Here is a 15,821-nt window from a genome sequence, read left to right on the forward strand (position 1 = left end):
CCCTGTGCAATACAGAGTTCAATCCTTAGTAGCTGCTTAATATATTTGTCTAATTTTTTGGGTTCAGTTCATTTTGATAGTCTTTTTTTTGTTGTATGGATTGAATTATATAATGTATTGCAAATAGAAATAATAGAAGTAATGCGGAAAGGCGGTGGGGGGAAATGAAATATCCAGACCATTTAGTAAAACAAGTGCAAGAGCGCAGTGCTCCTTATCAACTAGAAGGTTTTTTAAGTGGACAAGGTCCTGAAAATCCCAAATTTATGTTGTTAGGAGAAGCGCCTGGTGAAACAGAAATTCATAATGGGATTCCGTTTAGCGGGAGGGCGGGAAAACAATTAATGGATTTTTTAGAGCGTATTGATGTTACAAGGGAAGAAGTATATATTACGAGCGCTGTTCGAAGTAGACCTTATAAATGGCGAGAGAAAAAAGAAAGAAATGGTGAAATCATACAAAAAAAGTATAATAGAACGCCAAATCAGGGAGAAATAGTTGCCCATGCGCCTTTGTTAGATTATGAATTAGAGAAAATACATCCGAAGCTTATCGTCACGCTTGGAAATATCGGTCTTCAACGTTTAACAGGAAAAAATAAAAAAATCACAGATGTACACGGGCAATTATTAAAACAGCCCATTCAAAAATTAAAGGATATGCAAAGTGCAGAGTTTACATGGTCAGAGAAAGAATATCATGTTTTTCCGACTTTTCATCCAGCTTCCATTTTTTATAATCGGAGTTTATTGGAGCTTATTCATGAGGATTTTGAGAAGCTTAAAAGACTTGTAATAAAAAACTAGAAAAGCTAAGGCGCTTTTCTAGTTACATTTAATTATGTAAAGGGTTTTTATTTTCATCTAACGTAAATCCTTCACCAACTACATCATGTACATCACTTACAGCGACAAAAGCATGAGGATCTACAGAAGTAATGATATTCTTTAATTTCACGATTTCATTTTTAGCAACAACGCAATACAATACGTTACGTTCCACTTTTGTATACGATCCAACAGCTTTTAAAAAGGTTGCTCCGCGCTCCATTTCAGATAAAATTTTGGCAGCAATTTCATCGTTTTTCTCTGAGATAATAGTCGCTCCTTTGGCAGCATAAGCTCCTTCTTGCATAAAATCAATGACTTTAGCACCGATAAAAACAGCAACTAGCGTATACATGCCCTCGCGGTATGATAAATAGGTAAGAATAGAGACTACGATAACGACAGCATCAAACATAAACATTGTTTTCCCCATACTCCAGCCAACATATTTGTGAGCTAGTCGTGCGATAATATCTACACCGCCAGTAGTCCCGCCATATTTAAATATTATTCCAAGGCCGATACCGATAAATGCCCCGGCGAATAAAGCTGCGAGTGTCATATCATTTTGCAAGTTTAAATGTAAGTTGAGTACTTCGTAACGCTGGAAAATCCATAGAAATAAAGATACGCTAAAGGTGCCAATTAATGTATATAAAAATGTCGTTCTGCCAAGTAACCTCCAACCAATAAAAAATATAGGGATATTTAAAATTAAGTTTGAGTAGGAAGGATCAAACTTAAATAAAAAATACAATAATAGTGTAATACCAGTAAACCCACCCTCTGCAAGGTGGTTTTCAATATTGATATTGACAATACCGAAAGAAAATATAGCGGAACCGATTAAAATAAAAATAATATTTCGCACCTTCAATTTTGATGTCATATAGAAATCCCCCTAATTATGTAATGATTGCATTGCTCCGCTGAAACAGTAAAACATAATAATAAGTAATTTCTAGTTGCTAGTGAAAATAGTAAGAACTTGATTGATGTGGGCTGATCTTTTGTGAAAAGCACAAAAGAAGGTTTCACTTTATCCCGCTCTAACGGCTGATAGGAGATGAAGCAAAGAAGAGGGGCAAACCAGCCGTAGGAACTCGATTAGTTCAACTTTATTATAGTCTATCCAAAAATGGGTCGCAAATAGGTGTTTGGCGGGGAATAATATTTGTCAAATCGCGATGAATTGGCTAACATGAAAGAGGAAGGATTAGAGGTGAATAGTATGGAAGCAAAAACGATGAAAGATATGCAGAAAGAAGTAGATGCATATATTGGTCAGTTTAAAGAAGGTTATTTCAGTCCGCTTGCAATGATGGCTCGTTTAACGGAAGAAATGGGAGAGCTTGCAAGAGAGGTAAATCATTATTATGGTGAGAAACCGAAGAAAACAACTGAAAAAGAAAGAAGTATTGAAGAAGAGCTTGGAGATGTATTATTTGTTATGATTTGTATGGCAAATAGTTTAAATATTGATTTAGAGACAGCACATAACATTGTAATGAATAAATTTAATACACGTGATAAAGATCGCTGGACACGTATTGATGAGGGAGAGAAAGAATAATGAAAGAAATTAAAGTAATTATCGCCGGACCAAGAGGACGTATGGGACATGAAGCAGTTCTTCTTATGGAAAGAACGGAACATTTTAATTTAGTAGCAGCAGTGGATTATAAGCATGGTGGTGAGAAGATTTCTGATTTACCTGGCATGCCAGCATTACATGCACCGATTTACGCTGATTTACATACTTGTTTAGATGAAGTAGAAGCAGATGTGTTGTTAGATTTAACAACACCAGAAGTGGGGAAACAACACGTTACACTTGCAGTTGAGCGTGGACTTCGTTCGGTTATTGGTACAACTGGATTTACAGAAGAAGAATTGGCACGTTTAACAGAGAATGCAAAAGAAAAAGCAGTAGGAACAATTATTGCTCCAAACTTTGCAATTGGTGCAGTTCTTATGATGAAATTCTCACAAATGGCAGCGAAATATTTCCAAGATGTTGAGGTAATTGAATTACATCATGATCAAAAATTAGACGCACCATCTGGTACAGCTGTAAAAACGGTAGAGTTAATTCGTCAAAATCGTGAATCAAAGCAGCAAGGTCATCCAAAAGAAGTAGAGCAACTAGCAGGTGCACGTGGTGCAAATGTAGACGGTATTCACATTCATAGTGTACGTTTGCCAGGGCTTATTGCACACCAAGAAGTAATGTTCGGTGGAGATGGACAAATGTTAACAGTTCGTCATGATTCATTCAATCGTGCATCATTTATGTCAGGTGTAAAACTATCAATTGAGACAGTAATGAACCTTGATCATCTTGTGTACGGTTTAGAAAATATTATCGACTAAAGGGGAGACAACGGATGAAAATTGCCTTAATCGCACATGACAAAAAGAAAAATGATATGGTTTCGTTTGCATACGCATATAAACCAATTTTTGAACAACATGAATTATTTGCAACAGGAACGACAGGGCTTCGTATTATGGAAGCGACTGGATTAGTTGTAACAAGATATCAATCTGGCCCTCTTGGTGGAGATCAAGAAATTGGTGCAATGATTGCAAAGAACGATTTAGATATGGTGATTTTCTTCCGCGATCCATTAACAGCACAGCCGCATGAACCGGATGTGAATGCATTGCTTCGTTTATGTGATGTATATGCGATTCCACTTGCAACGAATATGGCAAGTGCTGAAATGTTAATGCACGCATTAGAGCGAGGAGATTTAGATTATCGTAAGTTAAGAAAATGAGGGGAACAATTATGAGTGGATTACATATATTAGCGTTTGGTGCTCATGCCGATGATGTTGAAATCGGCATGGCTGGTACCATCGCTAAATATACAAAGCAAGGGTATGAAGTAGGTATTTGTGATTTAACAGAAGCTGATCTTTCTTCAAATGGAACGATAGAGTTGAGAAAAGAAGAAGCGAAGGTTGCAGCTCGTATAATGGGAGTAAAAACGAGGCTGAATTTAGCGATGCCAGACCGTGGTTTGTATATGAAAGAAGAGTATATACGTGAAATTGTCAAGGTGATCCGTACATATAAACCAAAACTAGTTTTTGCACCGTACTATGAAGATCGCCATCCAGATCATGCAAATTGTGCAAAGCTTGTGGAAGAGGCTATTTTTTCAGCAGGAATCCGTAAATATATGCCGGAACTTTCACCACATCGTGTGGAGTCTTTTTATAATTATATGATTAATGGTTTTCATAAACCGAATTTTTGTATAGATATAAGTGAGTACCTCTCTATAAAGGTGGAAGCATTAGAAGCGTATGAAAGTCAGTTTTCAACAGGGAGCGATGGTGTTAAGACACCGTTAACAGAAGGTTACGTTGAAACTGTAATCGCTCGTGAGAAGATGTTTGGAAAAGAAGTTGGAGTCTTGTATGCCGAGGGATTTATGAGTAAGAAACCGGTTTTATTACATGCTGATTTATTAGGGGGATGTAAATGAAATTAAAAATAGGTATTACATGTTATCCTTCTGTAGGTGGTTCTGGAGTTGTTGGAACAGAATTAGGAAAGCAATTGGCGGAACGTGGGCATGAAATTCACTTTATTACATCGGGTTTACCATTCCGGTTAAATAAAGTATATCCAAACATTTATTTTCATGAAGTGACGGTAAATCAATACTCTGTATTTCAATATCCACCATACGATTTAGCGTTAGCAAGTAAAATGGCCGAGGTTGCACAAAGAGAAAACTTAGACATTTTACATGTGCATTACGCAATACCACATGCAATTTGTGCATATTTAGCAAAACAAATGATCGGAGAGCGTATTAAAATTGTTACAACCTTACATGGAACAGATATTACTGTGTTAGGTTCCGACCCTTCGTTAAATAATTTAATTCGTTTTGGTATTGAGCAATCGGATGTTGTCACTGCTGTCTCGCATTCATTAATTAACGAAACACATGAGCTTGTAAAACCAAGTAAAGAAATTCAAACGGTATATAACTTTATAGACGAACGTGTATATTTCAAGCGTAATATGTCTCAATTAAAGAAAGAATACGGTATAAGTGAGAGTGAAAAAGTACTTATTCATATTTCGAATTTCCGTAAAGTGAAACGTGTGCAGGATGTTGTTCAGGCATTTGCTAAAATTGTTAAAGAAGTAGATGCGAAGTTGCTTCTTGTTGGAGACGGACCAGAATTCTGTACGATTTTACAGATAGTGAAGAATTTACATATTGAAGATCGCGTTTTATTCCTAGGGAAGCAAGATAATGTTGCAGAACTACTTGCGATGAGTGATTTAATGTTGCTTCTATCAGAGAAGGAAAGTTTTGGTCTTGTTTTATTAGAAGCAATGGCGTGTGGTGTACCTTGTATCGGAACGCGGGTTGGAGGTATTCCAGAGGTTATTCAACACGGGGAAACAGGATATTTATGTGAAGTTGGCGATACAACAGGAGTGGCAAATCAAGCTATTCAGCTATTAAAGGACGAGGAACTTCACCGTAATATGGGAGAACGAGCAAGAGAAAGTGTTTATGAGCAATTTCGCTCAGAAAAAATTGTTTCACAATATGAAACGATTTACTATGACGTACTAAGGGATGACAAAAATGGAAAGATTTAAAAAAGCTAGTTCTATTATTGAGACATTAAAGCAACAAGGACATGAGGCTTACTTTGTTGGTGGGAGCGTACGAGATCTTATTATCGATAGGCCGATTGGAGATATTGATATTGCGACATCTGCTCTACCAGAAGAAGTGATGGCTATATTTCCAAGAAATGTTCCTGTTGGTCTTGAGCATGGAACTGTAATTGTTGTAGAAAATGGTGAGCCTTATGAGGTAACTACTTTTCGAACAGAAAGCGAATATGAAGATTTTCGAAGACCTAGTAGTGTTCAATTTGTTCGTTCATTAGAAGAGGATTTAAAACGTCGTGATTTCACGATGAATGCAATTGCTATGACAGAAGAAGGCAAAATGGTTGATTTATTTGCTGGACAGGAAGCCATTCAACAGAGAGAAATTGTGACAGTTGGAAATGCTGCGGATCGTTTTCAAGAAGATGCCCTGCGAATGATGCGTGGTATTCGGTTTGTAAGCACGTTAGGTTTTTCATTAGAAATGAAAACGAAGCAAGCGATTGAAACGCATGGGCATTTGCTAGAACATATAGCAATTGAGCGTATTACAGTAGAGTTTGAGAAACTGTTAACTGGTACATATTGTGTGAAAGGTCTCAAAGAATTAGTAGAGACGAAGCTATTTTCTCATTTGCCATATTTACAAATGTCAGAAGAGAGACTGTTAAAAGCTACGCAGTATAAATGGGATTCTTTCGAAACGGATATTGAGGCGTGGGCATTTTTCTTATATTGTATCGGAGAAGAACATCCATCTGTCTTTTTACGTCAATGGAAGTTTTCGAATAAAAAAATAAAAGATATTGTTGCAGTTTTATTGGCAATTCGTACTAGAAAGGAGAAGGATTGGGATACAGTCCTTCTTTATAAAACGGGAATTCATATCGCTGAAATGGCAGAGAGAGTATATGAAGCGATGATTGAAAGCTATGACCCTACATCTGTTGAACGAGTACAATTAATGTTTCATGCATTGCCAATCCAGGAACGTCAAGAAATGAATGTGACTGGTAATGATTTATTAAACTGGGCAAACAAAAAGCCTGGTCCGTGGGTTGCTGAAATGCTTCAGAAAATCGAAGAAGCAATCGTACAAGGAAACGTAGTTAATGAGAAAGAGCGTATAAGGGAGTGGCTGCAAGGATGCAATCTACTATAAGAAAGCAGTTATTGCAAGTTTTTTCTGAAGCGGATGGCGAGTTTGTATCCGGCCAAACAATTAGTGATAAACTTGGTTGTTCAAGAACTGCTGTGTGGAAACATATGGAGGATCTGCGGAGTGAGGGATATGAACTTGAAGCTGTGCGCCGATTAGGTTACCGAATTGCAAGTAAGCCAGACAAAGTGACTGCTAATGAAATTCAGTTAGGGCTACAAACGAAGCGGATTGGTAGAACAGTGTATTTTGAAGAAACTGTTGAATCAACGCAGCACATTGCAGCAAAACTTGCTTATGAAGGTGCAGAAGAAGGAACTGTCGTTGTAGCAGAAGAACAAACAGCGGGAAGAGGTCGTTTAAGCAGAAAATGGCATTCACCAAAAGGAACAGGGATTTGGATGAGTATTATTTTACGCCCGTCAATCCCAGTTCATCATGCACCGCAACTTACTTTGTTAGCGGCTGTTAGTGTTGCACAGGCAATTGAAAAATGTACAGGTGTAAACGTAGGAATAAAATGGCCAAATGATATTTTAATTCAAGGTAAAAAGGCTGTAGGTATATTAACAGAAATGCAAGCGGATCCTGATAAAATTAATGCTGTCATTATGGGCATCGGTATTAATGCGAATCAAAAGCAAGAACATTTTGATGAAGAAATTCAGCACATCGCTACTTCATTAGCGATTGAATCAGGTAAGCCGATTGTTCGTGCAGAACTTATGCAACAAATCTATTTACAACTAGAAAAATTATATGAAGAATATTTACAAAATGGTTTCTCTGTCATTAAAATTCTTTGGGAAAGTTACGCTGTGAGCATCGGGAAAGAAATTACCGCTCGAACGATGAGAGAGACAATTACGGGGTTAGCAAAAGGAATCACAGAGGATGGTGTATTACTTCTGGAGGATCATGAGGGGAAAGTACATCATATTCATTCTGCAGATATCGAAATTAAGTAAAAGAAGTTCCTCTTTTGGAACTTCTTTTTATTTCAATAGTTTTGAGTTGAATTTGTAACATGATAATAAATTCTTTTCATATTTAAAGTTCATTTCAAAATAGCTTCCGTCGAGTTGACCTGGCATGTTATTTGACGATTACTTTGCCTGTCATTCCTTTAAGAAGATGGTATCGACATATTAATTCATATGTACCAGTATTTTTAGGTTTCACGGTAATATTCTTTTCTTTTCCTGACTGGACTACGACGTCAATACCGAGTTTTTTCACTGTAAAGGTGTGCTCGTTTTTACCTTTATTTTTCAATAGTAATGTTGTTGATCCTTCAAGCGGAATCGTGATGACATTTGGATTAAAGTAATCATCATTTAGTTCAACCTCAATCACTTTCGTTAAATCGGTGGGTTGTGTTACGACATGAACTGAGGCAAATACTTGGGAGGATCCTAAAGACATCCACCATACAATCATTACAAGCAAACTGCTGAATCGAAATAACCACCTGTTCATAGACATCTGCAATTCTCCTTTGTTAAGTACTTTCCTCAATTAACCTGCATCATTAGTTTAAGAGTTATACTATATAGTTAAATTGATTACAGAAAAAATTAACTTGGACTTTTTTAACATGCGTTGAAAAAACATGTATCTTTTCAGGATTGAATTATCCATAAAAACTGTATAGCATATATACTCTCGTGTTAAATTTCATATACCGTAATAAGAATAAAAAATTATTTTTTCGAAAAAATGTAGTAATTCCTTTTTGTAGTTTGCTATAATTAGTTCGAATGTGGGCAGTATCAGAGCGAACTGCACCATGATTCGAAGTCATACGAAAAATAATAACTTGGATTCTGCCTTGATCCAATAACGGACTGGGACAGAGGGATGAATAATGCCGACTAACACACAACCCTTCTGCCCTTTTATGGCCAGAGGGGTTTTTTTATATGATTTCGGCCATCTCCTCTCTCCTGCATAAAGGAGGAGTAGTTTTTGAAAACAAAAACAGATTTTTTGAAGATGAAAGAGCAAGGTGAGCCGATTACAATGCTAACGGCGTATGATTATCCATCTGCTAAATTAGCAGAAGAAGCTGAAGTTGATATGATTCTAGTTGGAGATTCTCTTGGAATGGTTGTACTCGGATACGATTCAACAGTACCTGTAACAGTAGAGGATATGATTCATCATACGAAAGCTGTACGCCGCGGAGCGAAAGAGACGTTTATTGTAACTGATATGCCATTTATGTCGTATCACGTATCATTACAAGAAACGATGGTGAATGCACGCCGCATCGTTCAAGAGAGCGGGGCACACGCACTGAAGGTAGAAGGTGCTGGAGAAGTTATATCGACGATTCAATATTTGACGAACGCAGGAATTCCTGTTGTAGCGCATTTAGGTTTAACCCCTCAATCTGTAGGAGTGTTGGGTGGATATAAAGTGCAAGGAAAAGATGCGGAGAGTGCAAAAAAATTAATAGAAGATGCAAAGAAATGTGAAGAAGCTGGTGCAATAGCGCTTGTGTTAGAATGTGTACCAATGCAGTTAGCAGAACTTATTTCAGAGCAACTAACAATACCGACAATTGGGATTGGCGCAGGACAAAAAGTAGATGGGCAAGTGCTTGTTTATCATGATCTTATCTCATACGGCGTAAATCGTGTTCCGAAATTTGTGAAGCAATATACGTCTGTTCAAGAGGAGATTGTGCGTGGGATTTCACAATATGTTACTGAAGTAAAGACAAGGCAATTTCCTGAAGAAAAACATTCGTTCACAATGAAAGAGGAAGAATGCTTAGCGTTATATGGAGGAAAACAATAATGAAAATCGTAACTACAGTGCAAGAGATGCAGCAAATTACGAGCGAACTTCGTGCAAGTGGAAAGAGTATTGGTTTTGTTCCAACAATGGGTTATTTACATGAAGGCCATGCTACTTTATTACGTAAGGCAAGAGAAGAAAATGAAACTGTAGTTTTAAGTGTATTTGTAAACCCACTACAATTTGGCCCAAATGAAGATTTAGATCGATATCCTCGTGATATTGATAGAGATGAAAATGTAGCAAAAGAAAACGGTGTAGATTATTTATTTTATCCGAGTGTAGAAGAAATGTATCCAGCAGAACAAACAACAACGGTAGAAGTTGTGAAGCGCACGGACGTATTATGCGGTCAACAAAGACCTGGTCATTTTGCTGGTGTTGCAACTGTACTAATGAAACTATTTAATATTACGCTGCCAAAGCGTGCTTATTTCGGTATGAAAGATGCTCAACAAGTTGCAGTAATTGAAGGGTTTGTAACTGATTTCAATATTCCAGTTACAATCGTACCAGTTGATATTGTAAGGGAAGAAGATGGTTTAGCGAAAAGTTCTCGTAACGTGTACCTATCACAAGATGAACGTGAAGAAGCTCTTCATTTATACCGCAGCCTATGTATAGCGAAAGAAAGAATTGAGGCAGGTGAACGTAATCCCGAAATCATTACAAATCTTGTGAAAGAGTATATTGAGACGCATACGAAAGGCACTGTAGATTATGCAGATTTATATGCATATCCGTCATTAACAATGGTAGAGAAAGTCAAAGGAAGAATCATTTTAGCTATTGCAGTTAAGTTTGAAAATGTAAGATTAATTGACAATATAACATTAACAGTTAAATAAGGGGGAGCATCTATGTTTCGCACAATGATGAGAGCAAAGTTACATCGTGCAACTGTAACGGAGGCAAATTTAAATTATGTAGGTAGTATTACAATTGATGAAGACTTAATGGATGCAGTAAATATTGTAGAAAACGAAAAAGTCCAAATTGTAAATAATAATAATGGTGCTCGCTTAGAGACATACGTTATTAAAGGGGAACGCGGTAGTGGTGTTGTTTGTTTAAACGGTGCTGCGGCAAGGCTTGTACAACCAGGGGACAAAGTAATTATTATTTGTTATGGGCTAGTTACGGAAGAAGAGATTCATAAACAAGAACCAAAAATTGCAGTATTAGACGATAATAATCAAATTATTGAAATGTTAGGTGCTGAAAAAGCGGGTACGATATTATAAGTAGAAAGGCTATCTCCATTGCGGAGATAGCTTTTTTGTGCATCTTTTCATTAAGATGAGATAAAACGTGGTATAGTAACATTATATAAATTATTGTTGTTTGAAAGGTAAGAAATTGAGGTGTTACATATATGAGTAAGCGTTATGTCGTTGTTGATTTAGAGACGACAGGGAACTCCTGGAAAGATGGGAAGGATAAAATTACCCAAATTGCAGCTGTTGTAGTAGAAGATGGAGAGATATTGGAGATTTTTTCGTCTTTTGTTAACCCAAAGAGAGAGATCCCACCATTTATTACAGAATTAACAGGGATTGATGAAAGTCTTGTAAAACAAGCCCCGTTATTTCAAGATGTAGCCCCGATGATTGTTGAGCTATTACAAGGTGCGGCTTTCGTTGCGCATAATGTTCACTTTGATTGGAATTTTTTAAATGAAGAATTAAGGCAAGCTGGATATACAGAAATACATTGTCCGAAAATCGACACGGTTGAATTGGCTCAAATTCTTTTGCCGACAGCCGATAGTTATAAATTACGTGATTTAGCTAAGAAGCATGAACTAGAGCACGATCAACCACATCGTGCGGATAGTGATGCTCTTGCAACAGCGGAATTATTTTTACAATTTTTAAATGAAATTGAAAAGTTACCACTTGTCACGTTGCAATCGCTTTATGAATTAAGTGATGTGTTCCAAAGCGATATAGCTGATGTGCTTTCTGAAAATATTTTAAAGAAAGTAATGCACGGTAAAGAAGATATAGCGGAGTATGAAATACATCGAAATATTGCGCTGAAAAAGCGGAACTATTCCTTAAACCTTGGAGAAACGTGTTCATCAAAGTTTGATGCTTTCTTGAATAAAACGATGGATAAATTGGAATCACATATGCCAAAGTTTGAAAGAAGAGAAAGTCAACAACTGATGATGAAAGAGATATATACGGCGTTAAGAGATTCTCGTTTTTCACTAATTGAAGCGGGTACAGGAACAGGAAAGACTCTTGCTTATTTGCTTCCTAGTCTTTATTTTGCAAAGAGAAAAGAAGAACCTGTCATTATAAGTACACAAACGGTACAACTCCAACAACAAATATTAGAAAAAGAAATTCCGTTATTACAAAAAATAATGCCATTTTCATTTGAGGCAGCTCTTCTAAAAGGAAGAAAGCATTATTTATGCTTACATAAATTTGAGTATGCTTTGCAAGAGGAAGAAAAAAATTATGATATGGCACTTACGAAGGCGAAGATTTTAGTTTGGCTATTGCAAACTGAAACAGGTGATCGAGACGAATTAAATATTCCTGAGGGCGGAAAGTTACTTTGGAATCGTATTTGTAGCGATGCGTATAGTCCAGGCGGTATGCAAAGTAATTGGTTTAGTCGTTGTTTTTATCAGCGAGCGAAGAATAAAGCTTTATTTGCAGATATCGTTATTACAAATCATGCGTTATTATTTCAAGATTTTTCAAGTGAAGAACCGTTGTTTGCTTCATGCGAACATATTATTTTTGATGAAGCTCACCATATTGAAGAAGCTGCGAGTAGAACATTGGGTGAACAGTTCTCTTGTATGTATTTTCAATTGGTTATATCTCGTCTTGGGACGCTAGAAACAGAAGATGTACTCTCCAAAGTATATAAAATGATGAAAAAATCAGAGCAAGCATCTCGTTCAACTTTCCGTATGATAAGTTATAGTTTGAAGGAACTTAAGTTTGATGCGGATGAACTCTTCCAAATGTTACGTACTTTTATATTTAAACAAACAAAGCAAGAGCAAGGAACGAATAATATGCCGCTCATCTATAGGTATAACGCAGAACTAGAAAAAGGTAAGTTGTGGGATAGTATCGTCGAATTAACAAATCGTTTTATATATGAATTAAGAAGGGTAGTAACTGCTCTTGAGAAGCAAGTGGATATATTGCAAAGTAAGTTAGAATGGGAGATGCATGTTGTAACAGGTGAATTTATGCATTTAATTGAGTTGCTGAGAAAGATGGCAGAATCATTACAGTTACTCGTATTAGAAAAGAATTCGTATGTAACTTGGATGGAGACTGAAACGAAAGGGACGATTCATTCAACAGTTCTATACGCACAGCCTGTCCATATTGGTGAAAGATTTGCTGATGAATTTTTAACAGAAAAAAAGAGTGTTATTTTTACATCCGCAACACTAACAGTTAACGATACGTTTGATTATATAAAAGAGGAACTTGGTTTACATGATTTCGCTCCAAATACATTAAAGGTTCCGTCACCATTTCGTTATGATGAACAGATGAAATTAATGGTTTCAACGGATGTACCTTTTATTAAGCAAGTAAGTAATGAGCGATATATTGAATCTGTATCGGAACATATTGCAAAGATAGCAAAAGCCACAAAAGGCAGAATGCTCGTTTTATTCACTTCGTATGAAATGTTAAAAGAAGCGTATGCGAATTTAAAAAATAATGATGAATTAGAGGGTTATTTATTACTCACCCAAAGTGTGAATAATAGAAGTCGAAGCCGCTTAATTCGAAAGTTTCAAGAGTTCGACAAATCAATTTTATTAGGGACGAGCAGTTTCTGGGAAGGAATAGATATTCCTGGAGATGCCTTAAGTTGTCTTGTTATAGTCCGTCTACCATTTACACCTCCTCATCAGCCGATGATGGAAGCGAAAGGTGAGTGGCTAAAAAATCAAGGTGAAGATGTATTCGCTAAATTAGCGCTCCCACAAGCAATATTACGTTTCAAACAAGGATTCGGCCGCTTAATTCGAACGAATACAGATACAGGAACGGTAGTAGTGTTAGATCGTCGTTTGACGAGTTCTTCCTATGGAAAACGATTTCTACAATCGATTCCTAACGTACCTCTTTATGAAGGACCATTAGAAGAATTGTTAGTACAATTAGAAGAACCATCAAATGAATAAAAATGGAAGAAAAATACGCCTGAAGTACTTATAAACTTCAGGCGTAAAAAATGTGGGTAGGAGGAATTTTATTTTTCTTACTTCTTGTATACAAAATGTGTTGGTTTTCGACTTGAAACCTTTTTTTGCTGTACATGTCCTGCTATAATAGATGGGTGATGAAGCAGGGGTTGTAAAGAATGTACTCTTATTGTAACCGCATTGCGTTCTTCTATAATTAGAAATTTTTGTGTAACGGAGGAGTTTTTTCATGGATAAGAAAATCGAAGTACTATCAACGACGCGTATTAAATATTCGTCGGATTTGTATAAAATTGTTGATAGTTTAAATCGTACGTTAAAAGAGCAGGACCTCATGTTCGGACTAGCATTAGACGAAAAAGATAAAGAAACAGCTGTATTTACGATTTACAGAACGTAGTGATACAATGAAAAAGTGGATCTTTGCAATCATTATTGTTATCGTTGCTAGCGGAATATATGGGGCGTATGTTTATAATAAAGCGATGGGAAAGAAAATTCCAAAAGAGTCGAAATTTGTAGAAATTGCTAAAGAAAAAGCAAAGCTTACAAAGGTGAAATCTGTTGATTATTACAACGGAAAATCTGCATATATAGTCGTGCAAGGTACAGATGAAAAGGGAGAACAACTTATCGTTTGGGTGCCTGAGAAAAAAGGGGATACTGTAGTAAGGAAAAAGAGCGAAGGTATTTCTGAAAAAGAGGCTATACAAAGAACAATAGAGCAAGTCGGCAATGAAAGTAAGGAATCAAAAAGTAAGCCGAAAGAGATTATGAAAGTGAAATTAGGCTTTGAAAATGATGTACCACTATGGGAAGTTACATATATTGATGATGACAATCGTTATAGTTATTACTATCTTGAATTTAAAGATGGAAAATTTTTAAGACGATATAGCATTGAAAAATAGATGTAGGGGGAACTACAAATGAAATTAGCAAAGCGAGTAGCTGCTTTAACACCGTCTTCAACTTTAGAAATTACAGCAAAGGCACAAGCATTAAAAGCAGAGGGTCATGATGTAATTGGATTAGGGGCAGGGGAACCTGACTTTAATACACCAGAGCATATTATGGATGCTGCACATAAAGCGATGTTAGAAGGGCATACGAAGTATACACCAACAGGTGGATTACAATCGTTAAAACAAGAAATTGTGAAGAAATTTACTCGCGATCAAGGTATTGCGTATGATCCATCTGAAATTATTGTATGTAATGGTGCAAAGCATGCATTATATACATTATTCCAAGTATTACTTGATGAGGGAGATGAAGTTATCATCCCAACTCCTTACTGGGTAAGCTATCCAGAGCAAGTAAAGCTTGCTGGCGGTAAGCCGGTTTATGTAGAAGGTTTAGAAGACAATGAGTACAAAATTACAGCAAAGCAGCTGCGTGAGGCAATTACAGAGAAAACGAAAGCAGTTATTATTAATTCACCGAGCAATCCAACAGGAATGATTTATAGCAAAGAAGAATTACAACAGCTTGGAGAAGTATGTTTAGAACATGATATTTTAATCGTTTCTGATGAAATTTATGAAAAATTAATTTATGGTGGCGTAGAATATACTTCAATTGCCCAGCTTTCTAATGCATTAAAAGAACAAACACTTATTATTAATGGTGTATCTAAATCTCATTCTATGACAGGATGGCGTATTGGATATGCTTCAGGAAATAAGCAGCTTATTAAAGCAATGACGAATTTAGCGAGTCATAGTACGTCAAACCCTACTTCAATCGCTCAATACGGCGCAATTGCGGCATATGCAGGCTCACAAGAACCTGTGGAAACAATGCGTCAAGCCTTTGAAGAGAGATTAAACATCATTTATGATAAATTAATTCAAATCCCTGGCTTTACTTGTATTAAACCGCAAGGGGCATTTTACTTATTCCCTAACGTAAAAGAAGCTGTAGCTTTATCAGGATATGCAACAGTTGATGATTGGGCAAAAGCTCTATTAGAAGAGGAAAAAGTGGCTCTTGTACCAGGTACAGGATTTGGTGCTCCAAATAATGTTCGTTTATCATATGCGACATCTCTTGAACAAGTAGAGAAAGCATTAGAGCGCATCCATACATTTATGAAAAGTAAAGTGCAAGCTTAATTTTATATTTCATTCATGTAATATAAAAAACCTCCCTATTAATGGGGAGGTTT

The 15,821-nt window shown here is 36.5% G+C and carries 17 protein-coding genes; 15 read left to right on the forward strand and 2 right to left on the reverse strand.

Annotation, left to right across the window (positions count from 1 at the left end; translation table 11 throughout):
* Window positions 1–164: 164 nt before the first annotated feature.
* Window positions 165–806: a uracil-DNA glycosylase gene (locus tag QO049_RS18885; protein ID WP_000876871.1), complete on the forward strand. Its 642-nt coding sequence runs from the start codon at window positions 165–167 to the stop codon at window positions 804–806.
* A gap of 28 nt (window positions 807–834) precedes the next feature.
* Here the strand turns inward: QO049_RS18885 and QO049_RS18890 are convergent, their stop codons facing one another.
* Window positions 835–1,716: a YitT family protein gene (locus QO049_RS18890; protein WP_246962437.1), complete on the reverse strand. Its 882-nt coding sequence runs from the start codon at window positions 1,714–1,716 to the stop codon at window positions 835–837.
* A 342-nt stretch (window positions 1,717–2,058) separates the two neighbouring features.
* Between QO049_RS18890 and QO049_RS18895 the strand changes: the two genes are divergently transcribed.
* The 7 genes from QO049_RS18895 to QO049_RS18925 are packed head-to-tail and all read left to right on the forward strand — an operon-like array spanning window position 2,059 to window position 7,613.
* Entirely contained in the window at window positions 2,059–2,400 is a 342-nt protein-coding gene (locus QO049_RS18895; protein ID WP_002108639.1) for a nucleotide pyrophosphohydrolase, read from the forward strand.
* Window positions 2,400–3,200, forward strand: a complete 801-nt coding sequence (dapB, locus tag QO049_RS18900; protein ID WP_000658809.1) for a dihydrodipicolinate reductase — start codon at window positions 2,400–2,402, stop codon at window positions 3,198–3,200. Before QO049_RS18895 ends, dapB begins: the two co-directional genes overlap by 1 nt.
* Window positions 3,201–3,214: 14 nt before the next feature.
* Entirely contained in the window at window positions 3,215–3,610 is a 396-nt protein-coding gene (gene mgsA / locus QO049_RS18905; RefSeq protein WP_000684765.1) for a methylglyoxal synthase, read from the forward strand.
* Window positions 3,611–3,621: 11 nt separating this feature from the next.
* Window positions 3,622–4,326, forward strand: coding sequence for a bacillithiol biosynthesis deacetylase BshB1 (gene bshB1 / locus QO049_RS18910; RefSeq protein WP_000015673.1), 705 nt, complete (start codon window positions 3,622–3,624; stop codon window positions 4,324–4,326).
* Complete coding sequence (gene bshA / locus QO049_RS18915; protein ID WP_000768305.1) at window positions 4,323–5,468, forward strand: N-acetyl-alpha-D-glucosaminyl L-malate synthase BshA; 1,146 nt, start codon at window positions 4,323–4,325, stop codon at window positions 5,466–5,468. Before bshB1 ends, bshA begins: the two co-directional genes overlap by 4 nt.
* Window positions 5,455–6,648 (forward strand): CCA tRNA nucleotidyltransferase, encoded by a 1,194-nt coding sequence (locus QO049_RS18920; RefSeq protein WP_000439316.1) that lies wholly within the window; start codon window positions 5,455–5,457, stop codon window positions 6,646–6,648. Before bshA ends, QO049_RS18920 begins: the two co-directional genes overlap by 14 nt.
* Window positions 6,633–7,613 carry a biotin--[acetyl-CoA-carboxylase] ligase gene (locus QO049_RS18925; RefSeq protein WP_001192063.1) on the forward strand — a complete coding sequence of 327 codons (981 nt, stop codon included), beginning with the start codon at window positions 6,633–6,635 and terminating at the stop codon, window positions 7,611–7,613. Before QO049_RS18920 ends, QO049_RS18925 begins: the two co-directional genes overlap by 16 nt.
* Window positions 7,614–7,740: 127 nt before the next feature.
* On the opposite strand, the gene QO049_RS18930 is transcribed toward QO049_RS18925, so the two are convergent.
* Window positions 7,741–8,130 (reverse strand): cupredoxin domain-containing protein, encoded by a 390-nt coding sequence (locus tag QO049_RS18930; RefSeq protein ID WP_000062393.1) that lies wholly within the window; start codon window positions 8,128–8,130, stop codon window positions 7,741–7,743.
* Between the two features lie 483 nt (window positions 8,131–8,613).
* On the opposite strand from QO049_RS18930, the gene panB reads away from it, so the two are divergent.
* From panB to aspB, 7 genes are all read left to right on the forward strand, one after another.
* On the forward strand, window positions 8,614–9,450 hold the full coding sequence (panB, locus tag QO049_RS18935) for a 3-methyl-2-oxobutanoate hydroxymethyltransferase (protein ID WP_000851108.1): 837 nt from the start codon (window positions 8,614–8,616) through the stop codon (window positions 9,448–9,450).
* The gene (gene panC, locus QO049_RS18940; RefSeq protein ID WP_000707027.1) at window positions 9,450–10,298 is read left to right on the forward strand and encodes a pantoate--beta-alanine ligase; all 849 of its coding nucleotides are present in this window, start codon (window positions 9,450–9,452) and stop codon (window positions 10,296–10,298) included. The genes panB and panC overlap by 1 nt, the downstream gene beginning before the upstream one ends.
* Before the next feature lie 12 nt (window positions 10,299–10,310).
* Window positions 10,311–10,694 (forward strand): aspartate 1-decarboxylase, encoded by a 384-nt coding sequence (gene panD, locus QO049_RS18945; RefSeq protein WP_000490182.1) that lies wholly within the window; start codon window positions 10,311–10,313, stop codon window positions 10,692–10,694.
* A gap of 131 nt (window positions 10,695–10,825) precedes the next feature.
* Window positions 10,826–13,630 (forward strand): ATP-dependent DNA helicase DinG, encoded by a 2,805-nt coding sequence (gene dinG / locus QO049_RS18950; RefSeq protein WP_000044957.1) that lies wholly within the window; start codon window positions 10,826–10,828, stop codon window positions 13,628–13,630.
* 250 nt (window positions 13,631–13,880) lie between these two features.
* Entirely contained in the window at window positions 13,881–14,051 is a 171-nt protein-coding gene (locus QO049_RS18955) for a YpmA family protein (RefSeq protein WP_000358352.1), read from the forward strand.
* 7 nt (window positions 14,052–14,058) lie between these two features.
* The gene (locus QO049_RS18960) at window positions 14,059–14,562 is read left to right on the forward strand and encodes a cell wall elongation regulator TseB-like domain-containing protein (RefSeq protein WP_000758739.1); all 504 of its coding nucleotides are present in this window, start codon (window positions 14,059–14,061) and stop codon (window positions 14,560–14,562) included.
* An 18-nt stretch (window positions 14,563–14,580) separates the two neighbouring features.
* Window positions 14,581–15,768 carry an aspartate transaminase AspB gene (gene aspB / locus QO049_RS18965; protein WP_284489404.1) on the forward strand — a complete coding sequence of 396 codons (1,188 nt, stop codon included), beginning with the start codon at window positions 14,581–14,583 and terminating at the stop codon, window positions 15,766–15,768.
* The last annotated feature ends 53 nt before the right edge of the window (window positions 15,769–15,821 follow it).

Source organism: Bacillus sp. RB3, from assembly GCF_030164735.1.
In the GTDB taxonomy this organism is placed as follows: domain Bacteria; phylum Bacillota; class Bacilli; order Bacillales; family Bacillaceae_G; genus Bacillus_A; species Bacillus_A cereus.

What these genes read in the sequence shown, in the direction of transcription:
- QO049_RS18885 (WP_000876871.1), top strand. Translation starts at nt 165, where the DNA reads ATGAAATATCCAGACCATTTAGTAAAACAAGTGCAAGAGCGCAGTGCT.
- QO049_RS18890 (WP_246962437.1), bottom strand. Translation starts at nt 1,716, where the DNA reads ATGACATCAAAATTGAAGGTGCGAAATATTATTTTTATTTTAATCGGT.
- QO049_RS18895 (WP_002108639.1), top strand. Translation starts at nt 2,059, where the DNA reads ATGGAAGCAAAAACGATGAAAGATATGCAGAAAGAAGTAGATGCATAT.
- dapB (WP_000658809.1), top strand. Translation starts at nt 2,400, where the DNA reads ATGAAAGAAATTAAAGTAATTATCGCCGGACCAAGAGGACGTATGGGA.
- mgsA (WP_000684765.1), top strand. Translation starts at nt 3,215, where the DNA reads ATGAAAATTGCCTTAATCGCACATGACAAAAAGAAAAATGATATGGTT.
- bshB1 (WP_000015673.1), top strand. Translation starts at nt 3,622, where the DNA reads ATGAGTGGATTACATATATTAGCGTTTGGTGCTCATGCCGATGATGTT.
- bshA (WP_000768305.1), top strand. Translation starts at nt 4,323, where the DNA reads ATGAAATTAAAAATAGGTATTACATGTTATCCTTCTGTAGGTGGTTCT.
- QO049_RS18920 (WP_000439316.1), top strand. Translation starts at nt 5,455, where the DNA reads ATGGAAAGATTTAAAAAAGCTAGTTCTATTATTGAGACATTAAAGCAA.
- QO049_RS18925 (WP_001192063.1), top strand. Translation starts at nt 6,633, where the DNA reads ATGCAATCTACTATAAGAAAGCAGTTATTGCAAGTTTTTTCTGAAGCG.
- QO049_RS18930 (WP_000062393.1), bottom strand. Translation starts at nt 8,130, where the DNA reads ATGTCTATGAACAGGTGGTTATTTCGATTCAGCAGTTTGCTTGTAATG.
- panC (WP_000707027.1), top strand. Translation starts at nt 9,450, where the DNA reads ATGAAAATCGTAACTACAGTGCAAGAGATGCAGCAAATTACGAGCGAA.
- panD (WP_000490182.1), top strand. Translation starts at nt 10,311, where the DNA reads ATGTTTCGCACAATGATGAGAGCAAAGTTACATCGTGCAACTGTAACG.
- dinG (WP_000044957.1), top strand. Translation starts at nt 10,826, where the DNA reads ATGAGTAAGCGTTATGTCGTTGTTGATTTAGAGACGACAGGGAACTCC.
- QO049_RS18955 (WP_000358352.1), top strand. Translation starts at nt 13,881, where the DNA reads ATGGATAAGAAAATCGAAGTACTATCAACGACGCGTATTAAATATTCG.
- QO049_RS18960 (WP_000758739.1), top strand. Translation starts at nt 14,059, where the DNA reads ATGAAAAAGTGGATCTTTGCAATCATTATTGTTATCGTTGCTAGCGGA.
- aspB (WP_284489404.1), top strand. Translation starts at nt 14,581, where the DNA reads ATGAAATTAGCAAAGCGAGTAGCTGCTTTAACACCGTCTTCAACTTTA.